Raw genomic sequence first — 17,559 nt, 5'->3', positions numbered from 1 at the left:
GGTTTACCTCCAGCGCCTTGGAGACTGCGCTCCCAAACGCTTCGGGTTTCATCTTCTGCAATTACTCTTCCAATTCAAAACGTATTCCAGTGAGGTCTTCGCTGATGGACCACAGGCGGTCGGCGTTGTCCGGATCAATGGCGTAGGCCATAACGCCATTCGTCCGGGTCAATCTGTCTTCCATCTGCATCGAGATCGTATCATCGTCCGGCAGGACCTGACCAATGTCGCAGTCATGACAGAAAACACCACCCTTGCCATCAAGTTGGTCAGACACCGCACACCAGATCTGAGTTGCGGCCCCCTGAGGTACGGATTTCAAATCACGAGACGGATCAACCACCGGTCGGCCATCGGCGTCCACGGCCCCAAATGACTTCAGGAGAGCCGGATCGAGATGCTTGCCCAGCCCCGTATCAACAATGCCACCAGGATGAAGCGAGAAGGCACGGACACCGTGGACTTTTGCTCTCGCATCCAGCGCCAGGGCAAAGAGCACATTGGCGGTCTTTGATTGGCCGTAGGCAACCCAGGGGTCATATTCGGTATGAGTAAAGCTCATGTCATCGAAGCGGACGGGCGAGAAGCGGTGCCCGAGCGAGGACACGGACACGACGCGTGCATTGCCCGAGCGCTTCAACGCGGGCCAAAGTCGAGCCGTCAGGCGAAAGTGTCCGAGATGGTTGACCGAGAACTGCAACTCATTGCCAGCCGCGTCATGCGTCAGCTCCGGCAAAGCCATGATCCCAGCACTATTGACCAGAAGATCCAGCGGCAGTCCCTGTTCCACGAACCTTGCAGCGAAGGTATCAATGCTGTCCGGATCACTCAGATCCATTGGCCAGACCTCGCAGGCAACCCCGGCGACGGCCAGATTGCTGCGCGCGCGGTCGACATCGCGGGCCGGAACCAGAACGCGTGCTCCAGCCAGCGAGAGCGCCCGCACGGTTTCCATGCCAAGGCCGGAATAGCCACCCGTGACAATTGCCACACGACCCTGAAGCGACGTGCCGCGCATAACATCTGCGCTGGTGGTGGTCGGGCCGAAACCGGAGGAAAGAGGTGTTTGAAGTGCGGTCATGAAAATCTCCCGTGTTTGATAGCTAGCAGATAGGCACTATGCTCTGAACACTGAACGTCTGATCGTTCTCATTTTTTAGCGAAAGTTCAAAATGTCGAGTGATCCGCTTTCCAACCTTTTGGCACTGGCTCAGGCGAAGTCAGCGCTCTCCGGTGGCTTTGAAGCTGGCGGAGCTTGGGCGCTGCGGTTTCCACCGCCGGAACGCATCAAGTTCTTTGCCGTGGCGCGTGGGCAATGCCATGTCGCCATGGATGGCCGTATCGAGCCCTATACCCTTCAGGCGGGAGATGCCTATCTGCTGAAGGAACGCGTTGCCTTTACGCTGGCATCGGATCTTTCCGTCCCGCCCCTACCGACGTCAAAGGCCTTCAGCAGCTCACACAAGGGGATGCACCATCTGAACGAGGGGAACGACTTCCTGTTTCTGAGCTGCCACCTGGATGTGGACGCGGAGACGGGGCGCCTGTTGCTGGACAGCCTCCCCAATCAGTTGCATCTGAGCGGGCAGGAGGCAGGCCAGTTGCCTTGGCTGATTGCCGAACTGATGCGAGAGACGCATGAGAAGACACCCGGCGCAGATGCCGCCAGCGACAACCTCGTGAGCCTGATCTTTCTGCAAATCTTGCGCGGATATCTGTCCCGCAAGAAGGAAATCAGCTCCGGCTGGCTGAAACTGGCAGGCGACAAGCGTCTGGCTCCGGCCCTGCGACTAATGCACCAGTTTCCGGAAAAGCCCCGGACGCTGCACACCCTGTGCGAAGCCTGCGCCATGTCACGCACCGCCTTTGCCGTGCGCTTTCGCGAGGTCTCTGGCCTGACGCCAATGGGATATCTGAGCGAGTTGCGCTTACGGAGCGCGGCAGGCTATCTGAGACGGCAAGACCATTCCATAGCAGAGATCGCCCAGCGTGTCGGCTACGGTTCTGAAGCCGCCTTCTCGGTTGCCTTCAAGCGAATGATGCAGGTGTCGCCAAAACGCTATCGTGTCCGGATGAGCGAACACCTGCCCCAACCGGGGACCACCGAGTAAGCAACATCCGGCCAGGAGAACGACAAGCCTGCAGCAGCCCCAGAGCAGAAATGCTCCATGACGCCCCTGTAGTCCCTAAGAACGGCCGTCCAAACAAGGGAGGTCTATCTTCAGCGGATCCGAAAACCCCAGCCGCTCAAGCCCCTGGATGAAGGTTCCCCTAGAGGAGCGGACGGGCCGTCCGTCGCCTCAAGGTTGTACGTCCCATACCCGCACAGGACGGTGCCGCACCTCAGTCCGCCGGGGGTTTGCGGCGCCGGCTTGAGCTTTCGCGGACAACAAGATCTGGGGTGACGTATTGCACACGCGGTTCTGGCAGATCGCCATGCGTGTTGACCAGATCAATGATCCGCTCAACAGCCAAATCAGAAATTCGCTTGACGTTATAATCTACTGAAGAAATGGGGGTGACGGCAAATTCCGCGAATTCGATATTGTCAAAGCCGACAATGGACATGTCATCGGGCACCACGAGACCGGTCTTGCTGCAATAGCGCAGTGCGCCGATCGCAATGGAATCTGTCGTGGCAAACAAGGCCGTAGGCTGGTGCCCCTGACCGAGCAGCCGATCCATGGCCCAATAGCCATATTCGACAGAATGCCCCTTGGGATCAATCATCAGGCTGTTGTTCACAGGCAGATCCGCATCGATATGGGCCTGAAGATAGCCGTCGCGCTTTTCCGTGTTACCCAGACCTAGAGCGGAATCCAGCAAGGCAATCTGGCGATGACCATTGTTAATCAGATGCATCACGGCTTGGTAGGCGCCAGCCTGCTCATCAATGGCGATGGAATCTATCTTCATCTCCCGATCGCCCACCAACATGACAACGGGGTAGTTCTTCGCCCGCAGACTTTGGATGTGTGCCAGGTCAGAATGGTTACTGGGAAAGATCAGGATGCCATCAGCCCGACGGCTTCGGAATGTCTCGATCATTCGCTTTTCTTCCTCCAGCGTATTGTTGGAGGTGGCAAACAAGGTGGTGTAACCCCGGTCAGCGAGGCCAGTTTCAATGTTTTGCGCGACGTGAGTGAGGATGGGGTTTTGCAGGTCGGTCAGAATGAGGCCAATCGAGAAAGTCTGCCGGCTGACGAGCGATTTCGCGACATAATTCGGCAGATAACTCAGGTCGTCGGCAGCCTGTTTGATGGTCGCCCGCGTATCCGCTGGGATCCGCGGGCTATCGCGCAGGGCAAGCGAAACGGTGTTGACGGAAAAGCCGGTGCGCTCCGCAATGTCTTTCAACCGTGCCCCGGTCTTTCCCATCTTCGTTATCCTTTCGTCAGCACACGTCTTGAGTTGGCAGAAGTCAGACTTTCAGCGATTGAATAGCCTTGTACTGGAGGCAATCCGGTGCCATTTCCATCAACTCGATGCGGTTGCCATCCGGGTCTTCAATCCAACATCCACGGTTGCCATCTTGTCCCAGACTGACTTTTGATGTCAGGGAGATACCACTTGCCTCGATGCGCGCAACTGTTGAATCCATATCATCAATGGTGAAGCAAAGGTGATTGACACCATTTGCATCGGGGCCCGGTGCCCTGTCATTGTCGGCGCCCGGAAACAGCTCAAGAAATTGCAGGTCGTTCAGGCGCAGATAGACCAACCATGTTTGGCCCGCGTCATTTTTCAAACGATGCATTTCTTCGAACTGCAATCTGTCGCGATAGAAATCCAGTGAGGCCTCAAGATTTTTAACCTTGAGAGCGATGTGCCCGATGGCCGTAATGCCTTGCATGAAAGAGTCCTTTCTGTGCGGCGAAATCGAGATTTCACCGTGTAATGTGCATTTGTTGTAACGTTAATACCAAATCGTTTTCAAGGACAAAGCCGTATGGCTGCCCTCGACCGAGATTGCTGGGTCAGTCCCATCGAGGGCCCCAGTCGGGGTTGATCGCCCGCGCCTCTTGCTGAGTGGTTGCGATAGCCGCCATATCTTCGGCATCAAGGACCAGATCGCCGGCAGCGAAATTGCTTACGATCCGCTCGTTGCGTGACGAGGTGGGAATTGCCGCGTAGCCCATGGCAAGCTCCCATGCCAACGCGATCTGTTCTGTGGTCGCTCCATACCGTTCAGCAAGAGGAGACAGGATCGGATTATCTTGCAACCGCCCTTGGGCGACAGGCTGATAGCAGGTCACCAGAATACCCCTTTTCTTGCAGAAATCAGCGATTTTTTGATTCTGAAAAAGAGGATTCAATTCGATCTGATTGGTTGCAATACGGTTCGGGCCAAGGATTTTCTCTGCCTGCTCAATCAAAGCAATGGTGAAGTTCGAAACGCCAATCAATCGGGTCAGACCGTCTTCTTGTGCCTTCGCAATTTGCTCAAGATACACCGGCAGTGGAATCTCCTCATTCGGTGATGGCCAATGAATAAGCGTTAAATCAACTGTATCCACCCCTAATGCGTCACAACTCTTGCGTAAGGATGGCCCTAATTTTCCCTCGGCAAAATTGGGTGTATCAATCTTCGTTGTCAGGAAGATTTCTTCTCTCTTAATGCCGGAAACATGGACAGCTTTCCCGACCATGGGCTCGCTGCCATAAGATTGAGCGGTATCTATGTGGCGATAGCCGATGTCTATGGCTTGAGCGATACAAGCAGTGCCATCCTCTCCCAGTCGGCCATATGTACCAAATCCCAGCTTCGGGATAATCTCCACAAATCCTTGATTTTCCATAATATTTACCTCCCACTTTATGGATTTTTCCGATTTTTCGTCGCGCTGCACAACATAATTGTGCAGCAACGCGTCTTGACAGATTGAACTTTCACTTACAGTATTATCGTTAATATTAGACCTGTGCAAGTGGGGAGGAGGATCCGACTTGCATAGCGTCGAGGGGAGGAAACCATGAACATCCGTTGGGGCAGGCTGACGCCACAGCTTGCGTTATTGCCAGCTGTGGCCATCGCAACTGTCGCCTTTGCTGGATCGATTTGCTGGACGATCTATCTTTCCTTTACCCGGAGCCGCCGGCTGCCGGAGTACACGATCGATTGGGATCGACCGTTTCGCCAATACATCCGTCTGTTTCACGACAATGCGTGGAGCGTGTCGCTTCATAATCTGGTTTTCCTGGCGCTTGGCAGCACGCTGGCCATCGCCTTCGGCTTTGTTCTGGCTGCCATGATCGAGCGAGAGCGTAAAGGAGAGGATTTCTTCCGAACCGTCTTTCTTTACCCGCTAGCCATCTCGCTCATCGTCACCGGTGTCGTCTGGCGGTGGATCCTTAACCCTCAGCTTGGTCTGGAAAATTTTCTGCATGGCATCGGCTTGACCGGAGTGTCGATTAACTGGCTCGCCAAGCCGGATACCGCCATGTACGCAATTATTCTCGCCTCCATCTGGCAAAGCGCGGGCTTTTACATGGCTTTGATGCTGGCCGGGTTGAAAGCAATCAATACAGAAATCTGGAGCGCCGCTCGTCTCGACGGGGCCAGCCTTTGGCGGGTCTATCTGGAGCTCATCATCCCGATGATGAAGAACACGTTTCTGACCTGCGCCATCTTGCTGTCTCTTGGCGTCATCAAGGCTTACGACATCATCGTTGCCATGACCAATGGCGGCCCGGGCCAGTCGACCTGGCTGCCAGCCTATTTCACCATCAATGCGCTCTCAGCAAAAAGCAACATCGGCTATGCCTCGGCGGCGGCCGTAATGATGCTCGTCATTACTGTTGTGGTGTTTCTCCCGCTTGTCCTGTTGACCATTTGGCAACAGCGCTCGGCACAAAAGAAGAGGCAGGCCGCATGACTATCGCAGCACGCAGTGTTTTCAAGAAGCAGCAAGGCAAGGGCGCGGTCTCAGACATCGCGCTCCCACGCCCAGAAAAGAAGCTCAAAGGCAGTTCGATTGCTGTCCTGACTTTCCTGACAATGATCGCACTCTTCTTTTGTGTTCCGCTTTATGTATTGATCGTGACGTCGTTCAAGTCGATGGCAGAAATTCGCCAGGGGCGATCTTCGCTCTACCACATCACTGGACCTTGCGACGCCTGGGATTATGCTTGGAACCATGCCTGTTCCGGCATCACGTGCAACGGTTTGAAGGTCGGGTTCATGAACTCGGTCAAGATCCTCATTCCTTCGCTGATTGCCTCAATTACCCTGTCTGCGGTGACGGGTTACGCACTGGCCTTGTGGAATGTGCGTTGGGCGGGAACGTTTCTGTTCGTGCTGTTCCTATGCGCCTTCGTGCCGTTTCAAATCATCATGTATCCGCTGATCGCCATCACGGTGAACATGGGGATCTACGGCTCCTTATGGGCGGTGGCCTTCATTCACACCATCATGGGCCTGCCCGTTCTGACGTTGATCTTCCGAAATTATTACAAGGACATACCACAAGACTTGATCAAGGCTGCGGTGATGGACAGCGGATCATTCTGGCGCATCTTTGCAGAGATCATTCTCCCGATGTCCGGCAACATCATGATTGTCGTCCTGATCATGCAGATCACAAATGTCTGGAATGATTACCTCATCGGCGTGACCTTCGGCGGCCTGGGGGCTACGCCGATGACGGTGAACCTTGCCAATCTGGTAACGGTCACCACGGGAACCGTATCCTACAACGCCAACATGGCGGCTGCGATCCAGACTGCGATCCCACCGCTCTTCATTTATTTCGTGTTGGGCAAGTTCTTTGTCCAAGGCATCTCTGCCGGCGCGATCAAAGGGTAAGGGGGAGCCATGCCCAGCGTTTCATTCGCACATCTCGTCAAGAAGTACGGTGCCGTGACTGTTCTGGACGATCTACAACTTGCAATCGAAGACGGAGATTTTCTGGTGCTGCTCGGGCCGTCAGGCTGCGGCAAGACCACTCTCTTGAACCTGCTGGCGGGTTTATCTGATGTCACCGGAGGCGAGATCCGCATCGGCGGTCGGGATGTAACCGATCTGGAACCAAAGGATCGGGGGCTGGCCATGGTCTTCCAGTCCTATGCGCTTTATCCAACCAAGACAGTGCGTGGCAACCTCAGATTTGGCCTTGTCTCCAAGAAGCTGTCGAATGCGGAAATAGACCAGCGGATCAAGTGGGCCGCGGATATGCTGCAACTTGGTCCCTTGATGGAGCGCAAGCCATCAGAACTGTCGGGCGGCCAGAGGCAACGTGTCGCGATCGGGCGAGCGCTGGTGAAACACGCCGATGTGCTGCTGTTTGATGAACCTTTGTCCAATCTGGATGCCAAATTGCGGACGGAAATGCGTCTGGAGATCATGAAGCTGCATGCAGAACTTCGTCCGACGATCGTCTATGTGACTCATGACCAGATCGAGGCCATGACGATGGCCACGAAGATTGCGGTCATGGATGGCGGTGAAATCCAGCAATTTGGCACTCCGGACGAGGTTTATGAGTCTCCGGCCAATTTGTTTGTGGCCGGATTTATCGGCTCGCCCGCGATGAACCTGATCGAGGCAACGTACACGGGCAATCGAAGAGCACGATTACCCGACGGTGCCACACTTGATCTCACGGACTACGCATTCATCCGCGAACCGGGGGAGGGGGAAGCCATGATTGCCGGTTTGCGCCCCGAACATTTTCGTCTGCTGGATCCTGCCGAGCCTGTCGATACGGGACAGCCCTCACGAGAGGCTTGCCGCTTCAGCGTACAGGTCCGTCATGTCGAACGACATGGACCGGATGCACTTCTTTCCGCAACCTATGGCCCCACCCTTTTGCAGGTGCGTATCGAGCCGGACCTGGCAGCGCGGTTGGTCATGGGACAAGTCATCGAGCTGGGCTATCCGGGAGGAAAGGTCGCCCTGTTCGACGTTCAAACAGAACGGCGCATTTAACTTATACGTCAGGGAGGAAATGATGTTTAAGACTTTGAAATATATGACGGCAGCCGCACTCGCGACCGCCTCACTCACAACGGTTGCATCGGCGACACAGCTCGTCATTTATCAAGACTGGTCGTCTCCGGCAGAAGTAAAAGCACTGAACGTTCTCAAGGATGCTGTGGCCAAAAAAGGCATTGAGTGGAAGGACATCACTATCCCCCACGACACGGGGTCCAACGTCACTCTGTTGAATATGGTCGCCGGGGGCAATCCTCCGAACATTTTTTCCGAGAACAATCCAGCCGTTTACCGCGATCTGACGAAGATGGGATTGTCCCGCGACCTGACGAAGGTCTTCAGTCAGGATGGTGCCGCCGCGCATTTCCTGCCGATCGTCAAGCAGGTGGTAACAATCGACGGTAAAATGCTGAAAATCCCGTTGGGGGTACAGCTTGATGGCACGATTTATTACAACAAGGCCGTCGCCCAAAAAGCAGGCGTCGATCCAGAGAGCTGGAAGTCTCTGGATGACATGTATGCCGATTTCAAGAAGGTCAAGGCGACCGGTTATATCCCCTTGGCATTAGGGGCGCAGAGTTGGCAGATCGGCTATTTGCTGCATTCCCTCGTCGCGTCATTGGGGGGTGTGGATTATTTCAATTCCATCTACGGACCCAAGCCTGCGCGGGATGCCATAGATAATCCCGTGATGCGGGATGCTTTCACTTGGCTGCGCAAGTTCCAGAAGGCTGCCGATCCGGGATCGATCAACCGTGATTGGAACATGACGACCAATCTGGTCATCACCGGCAAGGCTTTGATGCAGATCCATGGCGATTGGATGAAAGGCGAATGGCTTGCCGCTGGCAAGGTTCCGGGGCAGGATTTTGGCTGCACATTGATCCCTGGAGCAAAGGCGACGTCAGTGTCAGTCGACTCTTGGGGAGCTCTTGGAGGGCAACCCAAAGCCAAGGATGATGCAGAAGTCACCTTTGCCGAAACGCTTGTGGATCCGATCGTGAATACCCAGTTCGCGGCCTACAAGGGTTCAACACCGGTACGCAATGACGTCGACACCAGCAAACTTGATGTCTGCACCCAAAAAGCCCTGAAGTTTCTGCAAGAACCAAATCGCCAAGTGCAAAACCCACACTCAATGTCCGACCCGGATTGGCAGGATTCCTTGTGGAATGTCGCCTTTGACTTCTGGAGCAATCCGGACATGAGCGTCGACGAGGCTATTCAGCAGATCCATGAAAATTACGACACGATCCTTGATTGAGCGCTGTGCAAAATCTACGGCCCGGCAAGCCGGGCCACTTCTTTTCCCAAACCGAAAGTTCTGTCCCATGGATACGAGACTGCTTGACGAAGATCGCGTTTTCCAAATCTGCTTTGTGACACACGATGTTGAAAAATCAGCGAAATGGTTCTCTGACCTCACCGGCAAAGCCATTCCAAAGGAAGGCAAAGCCGCAGATCCGAAGGAAGCTCAGGCCCTTTATCATGGCAAGCCTGCCGATGTCGGCTGCAGGATCATAATGTTTGAATTCGGCAATATTGACGTGGAATTCCTACAACCTGGACCGGAGAAAAGCGCCTGGCGCGATCTGTTGGAAGACAAAGGCCCCGGATGCCATCACATCGCGTTCAAGACCCGCAATCTGACAAAGCGAAATGCGTTTCTTGAAGAACAGGGGCACAGCTTGCTCCAGCGGGGCGAGTTCGATGGCGGGCAGGGACGCTACGCCTATTACGACACCGTTCCGGATCTGGGCGTGATGATCGAACTGCTTGAATTTGACAACGACAAGGAGCCGCAAGCCTGAGATCGGGGCCCCCGGCTTGGTGCGTGTGGCTTGAAGGCCAAAGGAGGCTTTCGTGACCTACCAGATTTCCTATCAACTTTATTCATCCCGCAATTTTCCGCCATTAGAGGCACAACTGCCGGTCCTGCGGGGCATGGGCTATGACGCAATAGAGCCTTGGCCTCCGGCCTATGAAGCGGATGCTGCCGCGTTTCGGCGTCACCTGGATGCAGCAGGTCTTGCTTGTCACGGCTTTCACATGCCGCTTGCCGGGCTCGTTTCAGAACCAGATCGTTATATCGAGATTGCCCAAACCCTGTGGGCGACATACCTCATTCCACCTTTTGTACCAGAGGAGCAACGCCAGAACACCGCCGATTTCTGGAAGGAAATCGGAGACCAACTCGCCATCGGCGCTCGTCGGGCAGCAAGCCACGGATTGAAAGTCGTCTGGCACAATCATGACTTTGAGTACCAGCCCTTGCCGGATGGATCTCGCCCGATTGACCATATCCTGGGCGCAGATGAGGCTGTGCTTTTCGAGATAGATTGCGGCTGGATTGTTCGGGCCGGAACAGATCCCGCAGAAGAATTGAAAAAATATGCCGACAGGATCGCTTTGATCCAGATGAAGGACACAGCTTCCCTTGGCACACAGGAGGAGGATGGTTGGGCGGCAACGGGGGATGGCATCATTGATTGGCCATCCCTGGTCCCGTTGTTCGCCAGAACACAGGCCGCACACATCGTCGCCGAGCATGACAACCCCTCAGACTGGCAGGACTTCGCACAGCGGTCGATCCGATACATTCACAGTCTTGGACTATGAAAAATTCTCTCCTTTTCTCATTTGATGGAGACATGAATGCGTACAGAAGTCGCACTTTATGATCTTGAAACACGATCCGTTCAAAATGTCCTGACAACCGATGATCTCGTAGAGGCGCCAAATTGGACGCCGGACGGCAAGGCGCTGATCATCAATGGCAACGGGCATTTGTACCGGGTCGATCTGGAAAATCCTGCTCTCGAACAGATCGAGGCCGGGTTCGCCACAGACATCAACAACGACCATGGCATTTCGCCGGACGGATCAATGCTGGCCATCAGCGACTCGACCGAAGAAGGGGCGAGTTCGATCTACACATTGCCGATCAGCGGCGGCACGCCACAACGCATCACAAAGGGTGTGCCGTCTTATTGGCATGGGTGGTCACCAGATGGGTCCAGGCTCTCGTTCGTTGCCAACCGCATCGGCACATATCAGGTTTACACGATCCCGGTGGGTGGTGGCGAGGAAGTGCAGATCACACGGGAGTTCGATCATTGTGACGGGCCGGATTTTACGCCGGACGGGAAATGGATCTGGTTCAATGGTCAGGTGAACGATCAGGTGAGCCTGTGGCGGATCCATCCGGATGGGACAGGCGCCGAGCAAATGACAAATGACGACAGGGTCAATTGGTTTCCGCATCCTTCACCCGACGGGCGGCACATTCTTTATGTGTCTTACGAGCACGGCGTCACCGGCCATCCCCGCGACAAGAATGTCGAATTACGCCTGATCCCTGCTGAAGGGGGTGTGCCTGAGATTCTCTTGCCCCTCTTTGGCGGACAAGGGACAATCAACGTGCCCTGTTGGGCTCCGGATGGTCGCAAGTTCGCGTTCTGTCGTTACGCCAGATAACGGTTCAGATCTGCATCAAACCAATGCCATCGACAGATTTCCCAACAGGACATCTGTCGATGCGGGCCGACGCTCAAGGGAATAGGGCGTATCCGGCTACACACCCTGTCAAAGCCGCATAGAGAAGCGACATCGCCAGCCCGATAGAAATTTAGATCTGATTCAACAAAACACTTTTATGGGGACACCTCCTAGCGTCAAGAGATCAGCGTGTCTTGGGGACGAGACCGACCTTGCGGAGAGTAAAATGACAAGATGACCGATTACAGATGAAGATCTTCATGGCTATCTTGATGGGGCTCTCACGTTCGAGCGCCACAATGAGGTGGAAGACTATCTGGCCTATAATCCTGATGTCGTCGAACGTCTTGCCGCCTATGATACCCAAGCGAACGCATTGCGCGAGGCTCTTGCACCTATCATGCGGGAAACTGTGCCCGTCGACCTGAGTGTGACAGGACTTCTGGAACGAACACCACGAGCGAAACCATCGCTACGCTAGCCCCAGTTGGTGGCCGCGTCTCTTATTTTTATCGCAGGAGTTATTGGCGGGCAGGGGCTCTCGCGATTGATCCCCGATCAAACAAGACCCGGCATTACCGCTCTTACACAAGAGGCTGCGCGGAATTTCTCTCTCTATACAACAGGCGACGTTCAGCCTGTGGAATTCACCAATACGGATCCGCACGTCTTGAGTGGCAAACTATCCAAGCGTTTGGGCGTAAACCTGAAAATCCCTGATTTAAAGGCCTCAGGCTTCAACCTTTTGAGTGGCAGGATGGTGCCACAGCGCATGGTCTCGCCGCACTGTTGATCTATCGAGGCCAACAGGGACTACTCATAGGTCTGTTCGCGCGCGCAATGAAAGTTGATCGAAACAAACCAATGACGGCGAGACAACACCCGCCCGTCTTCACCCGCTTGCCAATGCAGTGCTGGCACAAACAAATTCAAAAGCATGATCGCGCGATCCAATCCAAAGGGTGAGCCGCCAGTCGAAAGTCAAACGGCGTCAGATTTCGAGCCACTCCCGGCGGATTGCCTCATTGTGCTTGAGGTCTTCAGGAGTGCCCTCGAACACCATCCGTCCATGCCCCATGACATAAAGGCGATGAGAGATCCGGGTGGCGATGATCAAACGCTGTTCAACCAGCAGGATTGAAATGCCACGACTGGCAATTTCCGTCAAAAGCTCCCCGATCCGTTCAACCATTTGTGGTGCAAGTCCTTCGGTCGGCTCATCAATCATGATCAGATCGGGATTGCCCATCAACGTGCGGCAGATCGTCAGCATCTGCTGCTCGCCTCCAGACAAGGCTCCGCCGGGCGCATCTGCCCGATCCTTCAGTTGCGGGAACATTTTCCAGGTGTCGTCAAGGCTCCAGCGCGCACCCGTCTGGCTGGATTTGACCCCGAGCAACAGGTTCTGTTCCACGCTCAAGGTTGGAAAGATCGCACGTTCTTCCGGCACATACCCCAAACCGCTGTGGGCGATCTGATGCGGTGCTTTGCCAGAAAGATACTGGCCTTTGAACGTGATGACCCCTGTGGGCGCAGGATTGCCCATGATGGCCTTCAACGTTGTCGAGCGCCCGACGCCATTACGCCCCAGAATGCTGACAATCTCGTTGCTGCCAACAGTAAGGTTGACGCCTTGCAGAATATGGCTCTTGCCGTAATAGGCATGCAGGTCCTGAACACTCAGCATTTCATGCCACCTCCGTGCCGAGATAGGCTTCCTGCACGGCGGCATTTGCCTTGATGCGTTCTGGTGTATCGGAAGCGATCAGCTCGCCGTACACGAGAACGGAAATACGGTCTGCCAACCCGAAGATGACGTTCATATCGTGCTCGATCATCAGCAATGTACGTCCTTCACTGACTTTGCGAATAAGCTGCACCATATGCTCGGTCTCTGCGTGGCTCATGCCGGCCATCGGCTCATCCAGTAGCAGCACATCGGCGTTGCCAGCGATCGCCAACCCGATCTCAAGTGCACGCTGTTCGGCATAGGCCAGTTCTCCGGCTGGCGTATGCCAACGGTCCAGCAAATTGATCTGCGACAGAATTTCTTCCGTTTTGGCCCGGACATCCGCCAATCGCTCGATATTGCGCCAGAAACTGTAGCCATATCCCATTGACCAAAGTGTCGCACAGCGCACATTTTCCCACACGCTGAGATGCGGAAAAATATTGGTGACCTGTAAACTGCGTGACAGGCCGCGCCGGTTGATCTTTTCCGGCGACATGCCACCGATTTCTTCGCCATTGAGACAAATGGATCCGGCAGTCGGGTGATAATGGCCGCTGATCAAGTGAAAGAACGTCGACTTTCCCGCTCCGTTGGGGCCAATCACGGCATGGCGCTCACCCACCGGAATGGCCAGGCCGACACCCTGGATGATGCGGATGCGACCAAACGCTTTCTGCAGACCGGAGATTTTCAGCGCGGGTTCTCGACCGGATGTCGGGGTCATGTGGTTTTCCCTTCGGCAAGAGCCGCATCATACAGGCTCTGCGCCACTCTTGAGGCATGGCGCAACACGGCAAGCCCACCGACGAGCAGAACAACCGCGATCAGCCACGGAAGGAGCGTATTGGCCATGAATGGAATGTAGATCAGTGCCATGGCCGGACCGTCTGCCTGCTTTACGGAGAGCTGGTACGTCATCTCGATGATCATGCTCAAGCCTGCGAGCGGAAGGAGGCCAGCCGCGCCAAGATAAACGTATGGCGGCAGCATACGGTGCAGTTTGTTCGCCTTGATAAGGGGTTTTTGTGCCGCCAGAAGACCCGCAATGCCGTTGGGGGCGAACATCACGATGCCAATGAACATCAAGCCAAAATAGAGCTGCCAGACGTCGGTGATGTCACTTAGCGTCAACTGCAGGTAGGTCACCAGAACAGCGCCGAGTATCGGACCTGCAAAGCTGCTGGTGCCACCGATATAAGTCATCAGAATGACCGATCCGGAGAGCGTTGCTCCCATTTGGGATGCATCCATGATCTCAAAGTTGATGGCGGCCAATCCCCCTGCAATCCCGGCAAACAATCCAGACAGACTGAAGGCAATGAAGCGCACCATTGTGGTGTTATACCCGATGAAACGGACACGTACCGGGTTGTCACGCACAGCATTGCACATGCGGCCAAAGGGCGTTCGAGTCAGAGCATACATGGCAAATGCCGAGATCAGGCACCAGGACTGCGATCAGGTAGTAAACCTGGATCTGTGGTCCGAAGCTCAGGCCGAAGACCTGCATCAGGTCCGTGCGATCAACGCTGACGCCCTCTTCGCCACCAAAGAAATGGCGCAAGATCAACGCGCTGGAGGCCGCCAGCTCGCCCACGCCCAGTGTAATCATGGCGAAAGCTGTTCCGGAGCGACGTGTGACGATGGCGCCGATCACGACGCCGAACACCAGTCCTGTAAGTCCTCCGATAATGGGGAACACCATCAGTGGCAGCGGAAAGTCTCCCCCCGCCACTGTGTTCATGATGTGCGCCGTCAGAAAACCACCAAGCCCATAAAAAACCGCATGGCCGAAGGACAGAAGCCCCGTCTGGCCGAGCAGCATGTTGTAGGACAAAGCGAAGATGATCATCGTGCCCATGATGCAAAGCGTCGACAAAGCCAGTCCCGAGGTGAAAATCTGTGGCAACACTGCAAGCACAATGGCAGCAACAAGCCAGAGACCAGACTTGGCAAGCGAGGCGCCCATAGTGGCTGAGGCGCGCGATCTGGTCAGAGTCAATTCAGAATGTGTCATGTTTCACGCATTCCCATCAGACCACGTGGCTTGAAAATCAGGATCAGTACAAGCAACAGATACGGAAGGATTGGTGCGATTTGTGCGATCGTCACAGTCCACACATCCCTGAGATAAATGACCAGAGGCACGGACGATCCCAATGGTCCGAAAATATCGGCCAACGAAACGTTGAATGCCACGGCAAATGTCTGCACCAGTCCGATCAGCAGAGAGGCGGCGAAAGCACCGCCAAGAGAGCCAAGTCCCCCGACGACAACGACGACGAACAGAATAGGGCCCAGCAGCCCGGCCATGTTTGATTGGGTCACCAGAGCCGGACCGGCGATCACGCCTGCGACGGCGGCGAGAGCAACCCCGACCCCGAAGACCAGCATGAAGATGCGATCGACATTGTGGCCCAGCATCGAGACCATCTCGGGATGCGTCAGCGCCGCCTGAACAATCAAGCCGATACGTGTGCGGCGAATGACAAGCAACAGACCTGCGAAGATCAGAACGGAAATCAGCAGCTCAAACAATTTGAACGCCGGATAATTGGTCGAGAACATCGTGAAGGCTGTGAAGTCCAGCGAGGAGGGCACCCGGTAATCGACCGGCAATTTGCCCCAGATCATCTCGACGCCTTCCTGAATGACGAATGTCAATCCGAAGGTGAACAACAGCTCTGCTACATGGCCATACCGATGAACACGCCGCAAGCCGTAACGCTCCACCACCATTCCAATGCCTGCGACCAGCAACGGCGCAATCACGAGGGCGGGCCAAAACCCGAGATGGCGGCTGATTTCAAAGCCGAAGAATGCACCGAGCATATAAAAGCTGGCATGGGCCAGGCTCAATACGCCCATCATGCTGAAGATGACGGTCAGACCGCTCGCCATCAAAAACAGCAGCATGCCGTACAAGGTGCCGTTTACAGTTGAAACAAAAAGGATCTCGAGCACGATCGAGTTACCTCACCTAAAAGCATCATCACGAGAGATGGTCAGGACCGGGAACCCCGGACAGGGCGATCAATCGCTCTGTCCGAGGGAATTGGCGGATGGCGTCAATGAGGACGTTTCATCTCGCAAGTGGTCGGGATAACGGTGCTTTTTGCAGCAACCTCAGCAACCTTCTTCCAACCCCAACCGGTGTTTTCTTCGTCAAACTTCTGGGTCTTGTCCAAAGGTCCGAAGGTCGAGATGTAAAGTGGCTGGAACAACTGATGGTCTGTTTTGCGCATGAAGGCATCACCGCCACTGGAGAAGGTGTTGTATTTCATGCCTTCCAGTTTCGGGATGAAGTCTGCCGGATCATCCGACTTGGCTTCATTGATCGCCTTGAACAACATGCCAGCCGTGTTGAAAATACGCGGGAAAACAACCGGCGCATCCTTATACCGCGTGGTATAGGCATCAATGGTCTTTTGCGCGGGGGCGTAATTCAGGTTTGAAATCCCGCCGTTGATCTGAAAGACCTGATCGGCCATGTCTGCCTGTTTGATGGCAGTCGGGCCACCGGCAGCGCCTGCGTAGTATGTGTACCACTTGACCTTGAGGCCCGCCTGACCGGCAGCCTTGATCAGCAGCGCAAAGTCCTGACCCCAGTTCCCGGTAATCACCGTGTCCGCGCCTGACGCCTTGATCTTGGCAATATAGGGGGCAAAATCGGTAATCTTGACGAGCGGATGGAACTCGTTGCCGACAACCTTGATGTCAGGGCGCTTTTCCTTGAGCATCTTGACGGCAGCGTCTGCGACCGAATGACCAAACGAGTAGTCCTGATCAATCAGATAGACCTTCTTGACGTCTTTCTGCTGTTTGATGAAGTTCGTCAAAGCAGCCATCTTGACGTTGACATTGGCATCAAACGAGAAGTGCCAATAGCTGCACTTGTCGTTGGTCATGACCGGATCGATGGCACCATAATTCAGATAGACAATATGCTTGTCCGGGTTGCGGCGGTTGTATTTGGCCAGAAAGGTTTCGATCGCGAGACCCGCAGACGAACCGTTGCCCTGGATGATGATGCGAACACCTTCATCGATTGCCTTCTGCACCTGAACAAGGCTGTTGTGAGCATTGACCTGATTGTCGAAGCCGATGACCTTCACCTGTTCGCCATTGACACCCCCCTTGGCGTTCACGGTGTCCGCGATGAATTCAAGCTGGTTGAGGCCGATCTGGCCAACGCTTGCAGCGCCACCGGACAGGGGATCAACATATCCGATCTTGAGAGTGCCTGCGGCTTGTGCGGGCAGGGCAGCCCCGGCGATGACGGCCAATGCGAGGGCCGTCGGAGCAAATAGATTTTTCATTGTTCTCCTCCACAAGTTGGAAGTGGGTTCCCACTTCTTGCGGGCAGGCTTGCCTGCCCGATGACACCCTCCGCTTC

19 protein-coding genes are annotated in these 17,559 nt (G+C 54.9%); 9 read left to right on the top strand and 10 right to left on the bottom strand.

Going from position 1 to position 17,559, the window contains the following annotated elements; translation table 11 throughout:
- Positions 1 to 61: 61 nt before the first annotated feature.
- Positions 62 to 1,081 carry an SDR family NAD(P)-dependent oxidoreductase gene (locus AC0L7U_RS19815; RefSeq protein WP_473696231.1) on the bottom strand — a complete coding sequence of 340 codons (1,020 nt, stop codon included), beginning with the start codon at positions 1,079 to 1,081 and terminating at the stop codon, positions 62 to 64.
- A 91-nt stretch (positions 1,082 to 1,172) separates the two neighbouring features.
- Between AC0L7U_RS19815 and AC0L7U_RS19810 the strand changes: the two genes are divergently transcribed.
- Positions 1,173 to 2,111, top strand: a complete 939-nt coding sequence (locus AC0L7U_RS19810) for an AraC family transcriptional regulator (RefSeq protein WP_473696229.1) — start codon at positions 1,173 to 1,175, stop codon at positions 2,109 to 2,111.
- Between the two features lie 232 nt (positions 2,112 to 2,343).
- Here AC0L7U_RS19810 and AC0L7U_RS19805 read toward each other — a convergent pair whose 3' ends face one another.
- From AC0L7U_RS19805 to AC0L7U_RS19795, 3 genes are all read right to left on the bottom strand, one after another.
- Positions 2,344 to 3,378 carry a LacI family DNA-binding transcriptional regulator gene (locus AC0L7U_RS19805; RefSeq protein WP_473696227.1) on the bottom strand — a complete coding sequence of 345 codons (1,035 nt, stop codon included), beginning with the start codon at positions 3,376 to 3,378 and terminating at the stop codon, positions 2,344 to 2,346.
- Between the two features lie 43 nt (positions 3,379 to 3,421).
- Positions 3,422 to 3,853 carry a VOC family protein gene (locus AC0L7U_RS19800; protein WP_473696225.1) on the bottom strand — a complete coding sequence of 144 codons (432 nt, stop codon included), beginning with the start codon at positions 3,851 to 3,853 and terminating at the stop codon, positions 3,422 to 3,424.
- Positions 3,854 to 3,977: 124 nt separating this feature from the next.
- Positions 3,978 to 4,850, bottom strand: coding sequence for an aldo/keto reductase (locus AC0L7U_RS19795; protein ID WP_473696223.1), 873 nt, complete (start codon positions 4,848 to 4,850; stop codon positions 3,978 to 3,980).
- Positions 4,851 to 4,973: 123 nt separating this feature from the next.
- Between AC0L7U_RS19795 and AC0L7U_RS19790 the strand changes: the two genes are divergently transcribed.
- The 8 genes from AC0L7U_RS19790 (at position 4,974) to AC0L7U_RS19755 (ending at position 11,912) form a co-directional block, all read left to right on the top strand.
- Positions 4,974 to 5,876, top strand: coding sequence for a carbohydrate ABC transporter permease (locus AC0L7U_RS19790; RefSeq protein WP_473696221.1), 903 nt, complete (start codon positions 4,974 to 4,976; stop codon positions 5,874 to 5,876).
- Positions 5,873 to 6,805, top strand: a complete 933-nt coding sequence (locus AC0L7U_RS19785) for a carbohydrate ABC transporter permease (RefSeq protein WP_473696219.1) — start codon at positions 5,873 to 5,875, stop codon at positions 6,803 to 6,805. Before AC0L7U_RS19790 ends, AC0L7U_RS19785 begins: the two co-directional genes overlap by 4 nt.
- Positions 6,806 to 6,814: 9 nt before the next feature.
- Positions 6,815 to 7,927 (top strand): ABC transporter ATP-binding protein, encoded by a 1,113-nt coding sequence (locus tag AC0L7U_RS19780; RefSeq protein WP_473696217.1) that lies wholly within the window; start codon positions 6,815 to 6,817, stop codon positions 7,925 to 7,927.
- A 19-nt stretch (positions 7,928 to 7,946) separates the two neighbouring features.
- The gene (locus AC0L7U_RS19775) at positions 7,947 to 9,197 is read left to right on the top strand and encodes an ABC transporter substrate-binding protein (RefSeq protein ID WP_473696215.1); all 1,251 of its coding nucleotides are present in this window, start codon (positions 7,947 to 7,949) and stop codon (positions 9,195 to 9,197) included.
- 67 nt (positions 9,198 to 9,264) lie between these two features.
- Entirely contained in the window at positions 9,265 to 9,744 is a 480-nt protein-coding gene (locus AC0L7U_RS19770) for a VOC family protein (RefSeq protein WP_473696213.1), read from the top strand.
- Between the two features lie 52 nt (positions 9,745 to 9,796).
- Positions 9,797 to 10,552, top strand: coding sequence for a sugar phosphate isomerase/epimerase family protein (locus AC0L7U_RS19765; RefSeq protein WP_473696211.1), 756 nt, complete (start codon positions 9,797 to 9,799; stop codon positions 10,550 to 10,552).
- A gap of 36 nt (positions 10,553 to 10,588) precedes the next feature.
- Positions 10,589 to 11,410 (top strand): TolB family protein, encoded by an 822-nt coding sequence (locus tag AC0L7U_RS19760; RefSeq protein WP_473696209.1) that lies wholly within the window; start codon positions 10,589 to 10,591, stop codon positions 11,408 to 11,410.
- Between the two features lie 325 nt (positions 11,411 to 11,735).
- The gene (locus AC0L7U_RS19755; protein WP_473696207.1) at positions 11,736 to 11,912 is read left to right on the top strand and encodes a hypothetical protein; all 177 of its coding nucleotides are present in this window, start codon (positions 11,736 to 11,738) and stop codon (positions 11,910 to 11,912) included.
- A 510-nt stretch (positions 11,913 to 12,422) separates the two neighbouring features.
- Here AC0L7U_RS19755 and AC0L7U_RS19750 read toward each other — a convergent pair.
- The 6 genes from AC0L7U_RS19750 to AC0L7U_RS19725 all read right to left on the bottom strand — a co-directional run bounded on the left by AC0L7U_RS19750 (position 12,423) and on the right by AC0L7U_RS19725 (position 17,482).
- Complete coding sequence (locus AC0L7U_RS19750; protein ID WP_473696206.1) at positions 12,423 to 13,118, bottom strand: ABC transporter ATP-binding protein; 696 nt, start codon at positions 13,116 to 13,118, stop codon at positions 12,423 to 12,425.
- 1 nt (position 13,119) lies between these two features.
- Positions 13,120 to 13,887, bottom strand: a complete 768-nt coding sequence (locus tag AC0L7U_RS19745) for an ABC transporter ATP-binding protein (protein ID WP_473696204.1) — start codon at positions 13,885 to 13,887, stop codon at positions 13,120 to 13,122.
- On the bottom strand, positions 13,884 to 14,588 hold the full coding sequence (locus AC0L7U_RS19740) for a branched-chain amino acid ABC transporter permease (RefSeq protein WP_473696202.1): 705 nt from the start codon (positions 14,586 to 14,588) through the stop codon (positions 13,884 to 13,886). Before AC0L7U_RS19740 ends, AC0L7U_RS19745 begins: the two co-directional genes overlap by 4 nt.
- A complete protein-coding gene (locus AC0L7U_RS19735) occupies positions 14,536 to 15,180 on the bottom strand; it encodes a branched-chain amino acid ABC transporter permease (protein ID WP_473696200.1) in 645 nt (214 codons plus the stop codon). The genes AC0L7U_RS19740 and AC0L7U_RS19735 overlap by 53 nt, the downstream gene beginning before the upstream one ends.
- The gene (locus AC0L7U_RS19730; protein WP_473696519.1) at positions 15,177 to 16,079 is read right to left on the bottom strand and encodes a branched-chain amino acid ABC transporter permease; all 903 of its coding nucleotides are present in this window, start codon (positions 16,077 to 16,079) and stop codon (positions 15,177 to 15,179) included. Before AC0L7U_RS19730 ends, AC0L7U_RS19735 begins: the two co-directional genes overlap by 4 nt.
- Positions 16,080 to 16,231: 152 nt before the next feature.
- A complete protein-coding gene (locus AC0L7U_RS19725) occupies positions 16,232 to 17,482 on the bottom strand; it encodes a branched-chain amino acid ABC transporter substrate-binding protein (protein WP_473696198.1) in 1,251 nt (416 codons plus the stop codon).
- Positions 17,483 to 17,559: the final 77 nt, after the last annotated feature.

This window comes from Roseibium sp. 10G30-5 (assembly GCF_055809635.1).
Note: the sequence above shows the minus strand (reverse complement) of the source record. Positions and strands in the feature narration are given on the sequence as shown.

What these genes read in the sequence shown, in the direction of transcription:
- AC0L7U_RS19810 (WP_473696229.1), top strand. Translation starts at nt 1,173, where the DNA reads ATGTCGAGTGATCCGCTTTCCAACCTTTTGGCACTGGCTCAGGCGAAG.
- AC0L7U_RS19730 (WP_473696519.1), bottom strand. Translation starts at nt 16,079, where the DNA reads ATGCTGCTGTTTTTGATGGCGAGCGGTCTGACCGTCATCTTCAGCATG.
- AC0L7U_RS19760 (WP_473696209.1), top strand. Translation starts at nt 10,589, where the DNA reads ATGCGTACAGAAGTCGCACTTTATGATCTTGAAACACGATCCGTTCAA.
- AC0L7U_RS19790 (WP_473696221.1), top strand. Translation starts at nt 4,974, where the DNA reads ATGAACATCCGTTGGGGCAGGCTGACGCCACAGCTTGCGTTATTGCCA.
- AC0L7U_RS19815 (WP_473696231.1), bottom strand. Translation starts at nt 1,081, where the DNA reads ATGACCGCACTTCAAACACCTCTTTCCTCCGGTTTCGGCCCGACCACC.
- AC0L7U_RS19735 (WP_473696200.1), bottom strand. Translation starts at nt 15,180, where the DNA reads ATGACACATTCTGAATTGACTCTGACCAGATCGCGCGCCTCAGCCACT.
- AC0L7U_RS19775 (WP_473696215.1), top strand. Translation starts at nt 7,947, where the DNA reads ATGATGTTTAAGACTTTGAAATATATGACGGCAGCCGCACTCGCGACC.
- AC0L7U_RS19740 (WP_473696202.1), bottom strand. Translation starts at nt 14,588, where the DNA reads ATGTATGCTCTGACTCGAACGCCCTTTGGCCGCATGTGCAATGCTGTG.
- AC0L7U_RS19805 (WP_473696227.1), bottom strand. Translation starts at nt 3,378, where the DNA reads ATGGGAAAGACCGGGGCACGGTTGAAAGACATTGCGGAGCGCACCGGC.
- AC0L7U_RS19780 (WP_473696217.1), top strand. Translation starts at nt 6,815, where the DNA reads ATGCCCAGCGTTTCATTCGCACATCTCGTCAAGAAGTACGGTGCCGTG.
- AC0L7U_RS19725 (WP_473696198.1), bottom strand. Translation starts at nt 17,482, where the DNA reads ATGAAAAATCTATTTGCTCCGACGGCCCTCGCATTGGCCGTCATCGCC.
- AC0L7U_RS19750 (WP_473696206.1), bottom strand. Translation starts at nt 13,118, where the DNA reads ATGCTGAGTGTTCAGGACCTGCATGCCTATTACGGCAAGAGCCATATT.
- AC0L7U_RS19785 (WP_473696219.1), top strand. Translation starts at nt 5,873, where the DNA reads ATGACTATCGCAGCACGCAGTGTTTTCAAGAAGCAGCAAGGCAAGGGC.
- AC0L7U_RS19800 (WP_473696225.1), bottom strand. Translation starts at nt 3,853, where the DNA reads ATGCAAGGCATTACGGCCATCGGGCACATCGCTCTCAAGGTTAAAAAT.
- AC0L7U_RS19745 (WP_473696204.1), bottom strand. Translation starts at nt 13,887, where the DNA reads ATGACCCCGACATCCGGTCGAGAACCCGCGCTGAAAATCTCCGGTCTG.
- AC0L7U_RS19770 (WP_473696213.1), top strand. Translation starts at nt 9,265, where the DNA reads ATGGATACGAGACTGCTTGACGAAGATCGCGTTTTCCAAATCTGCTTT.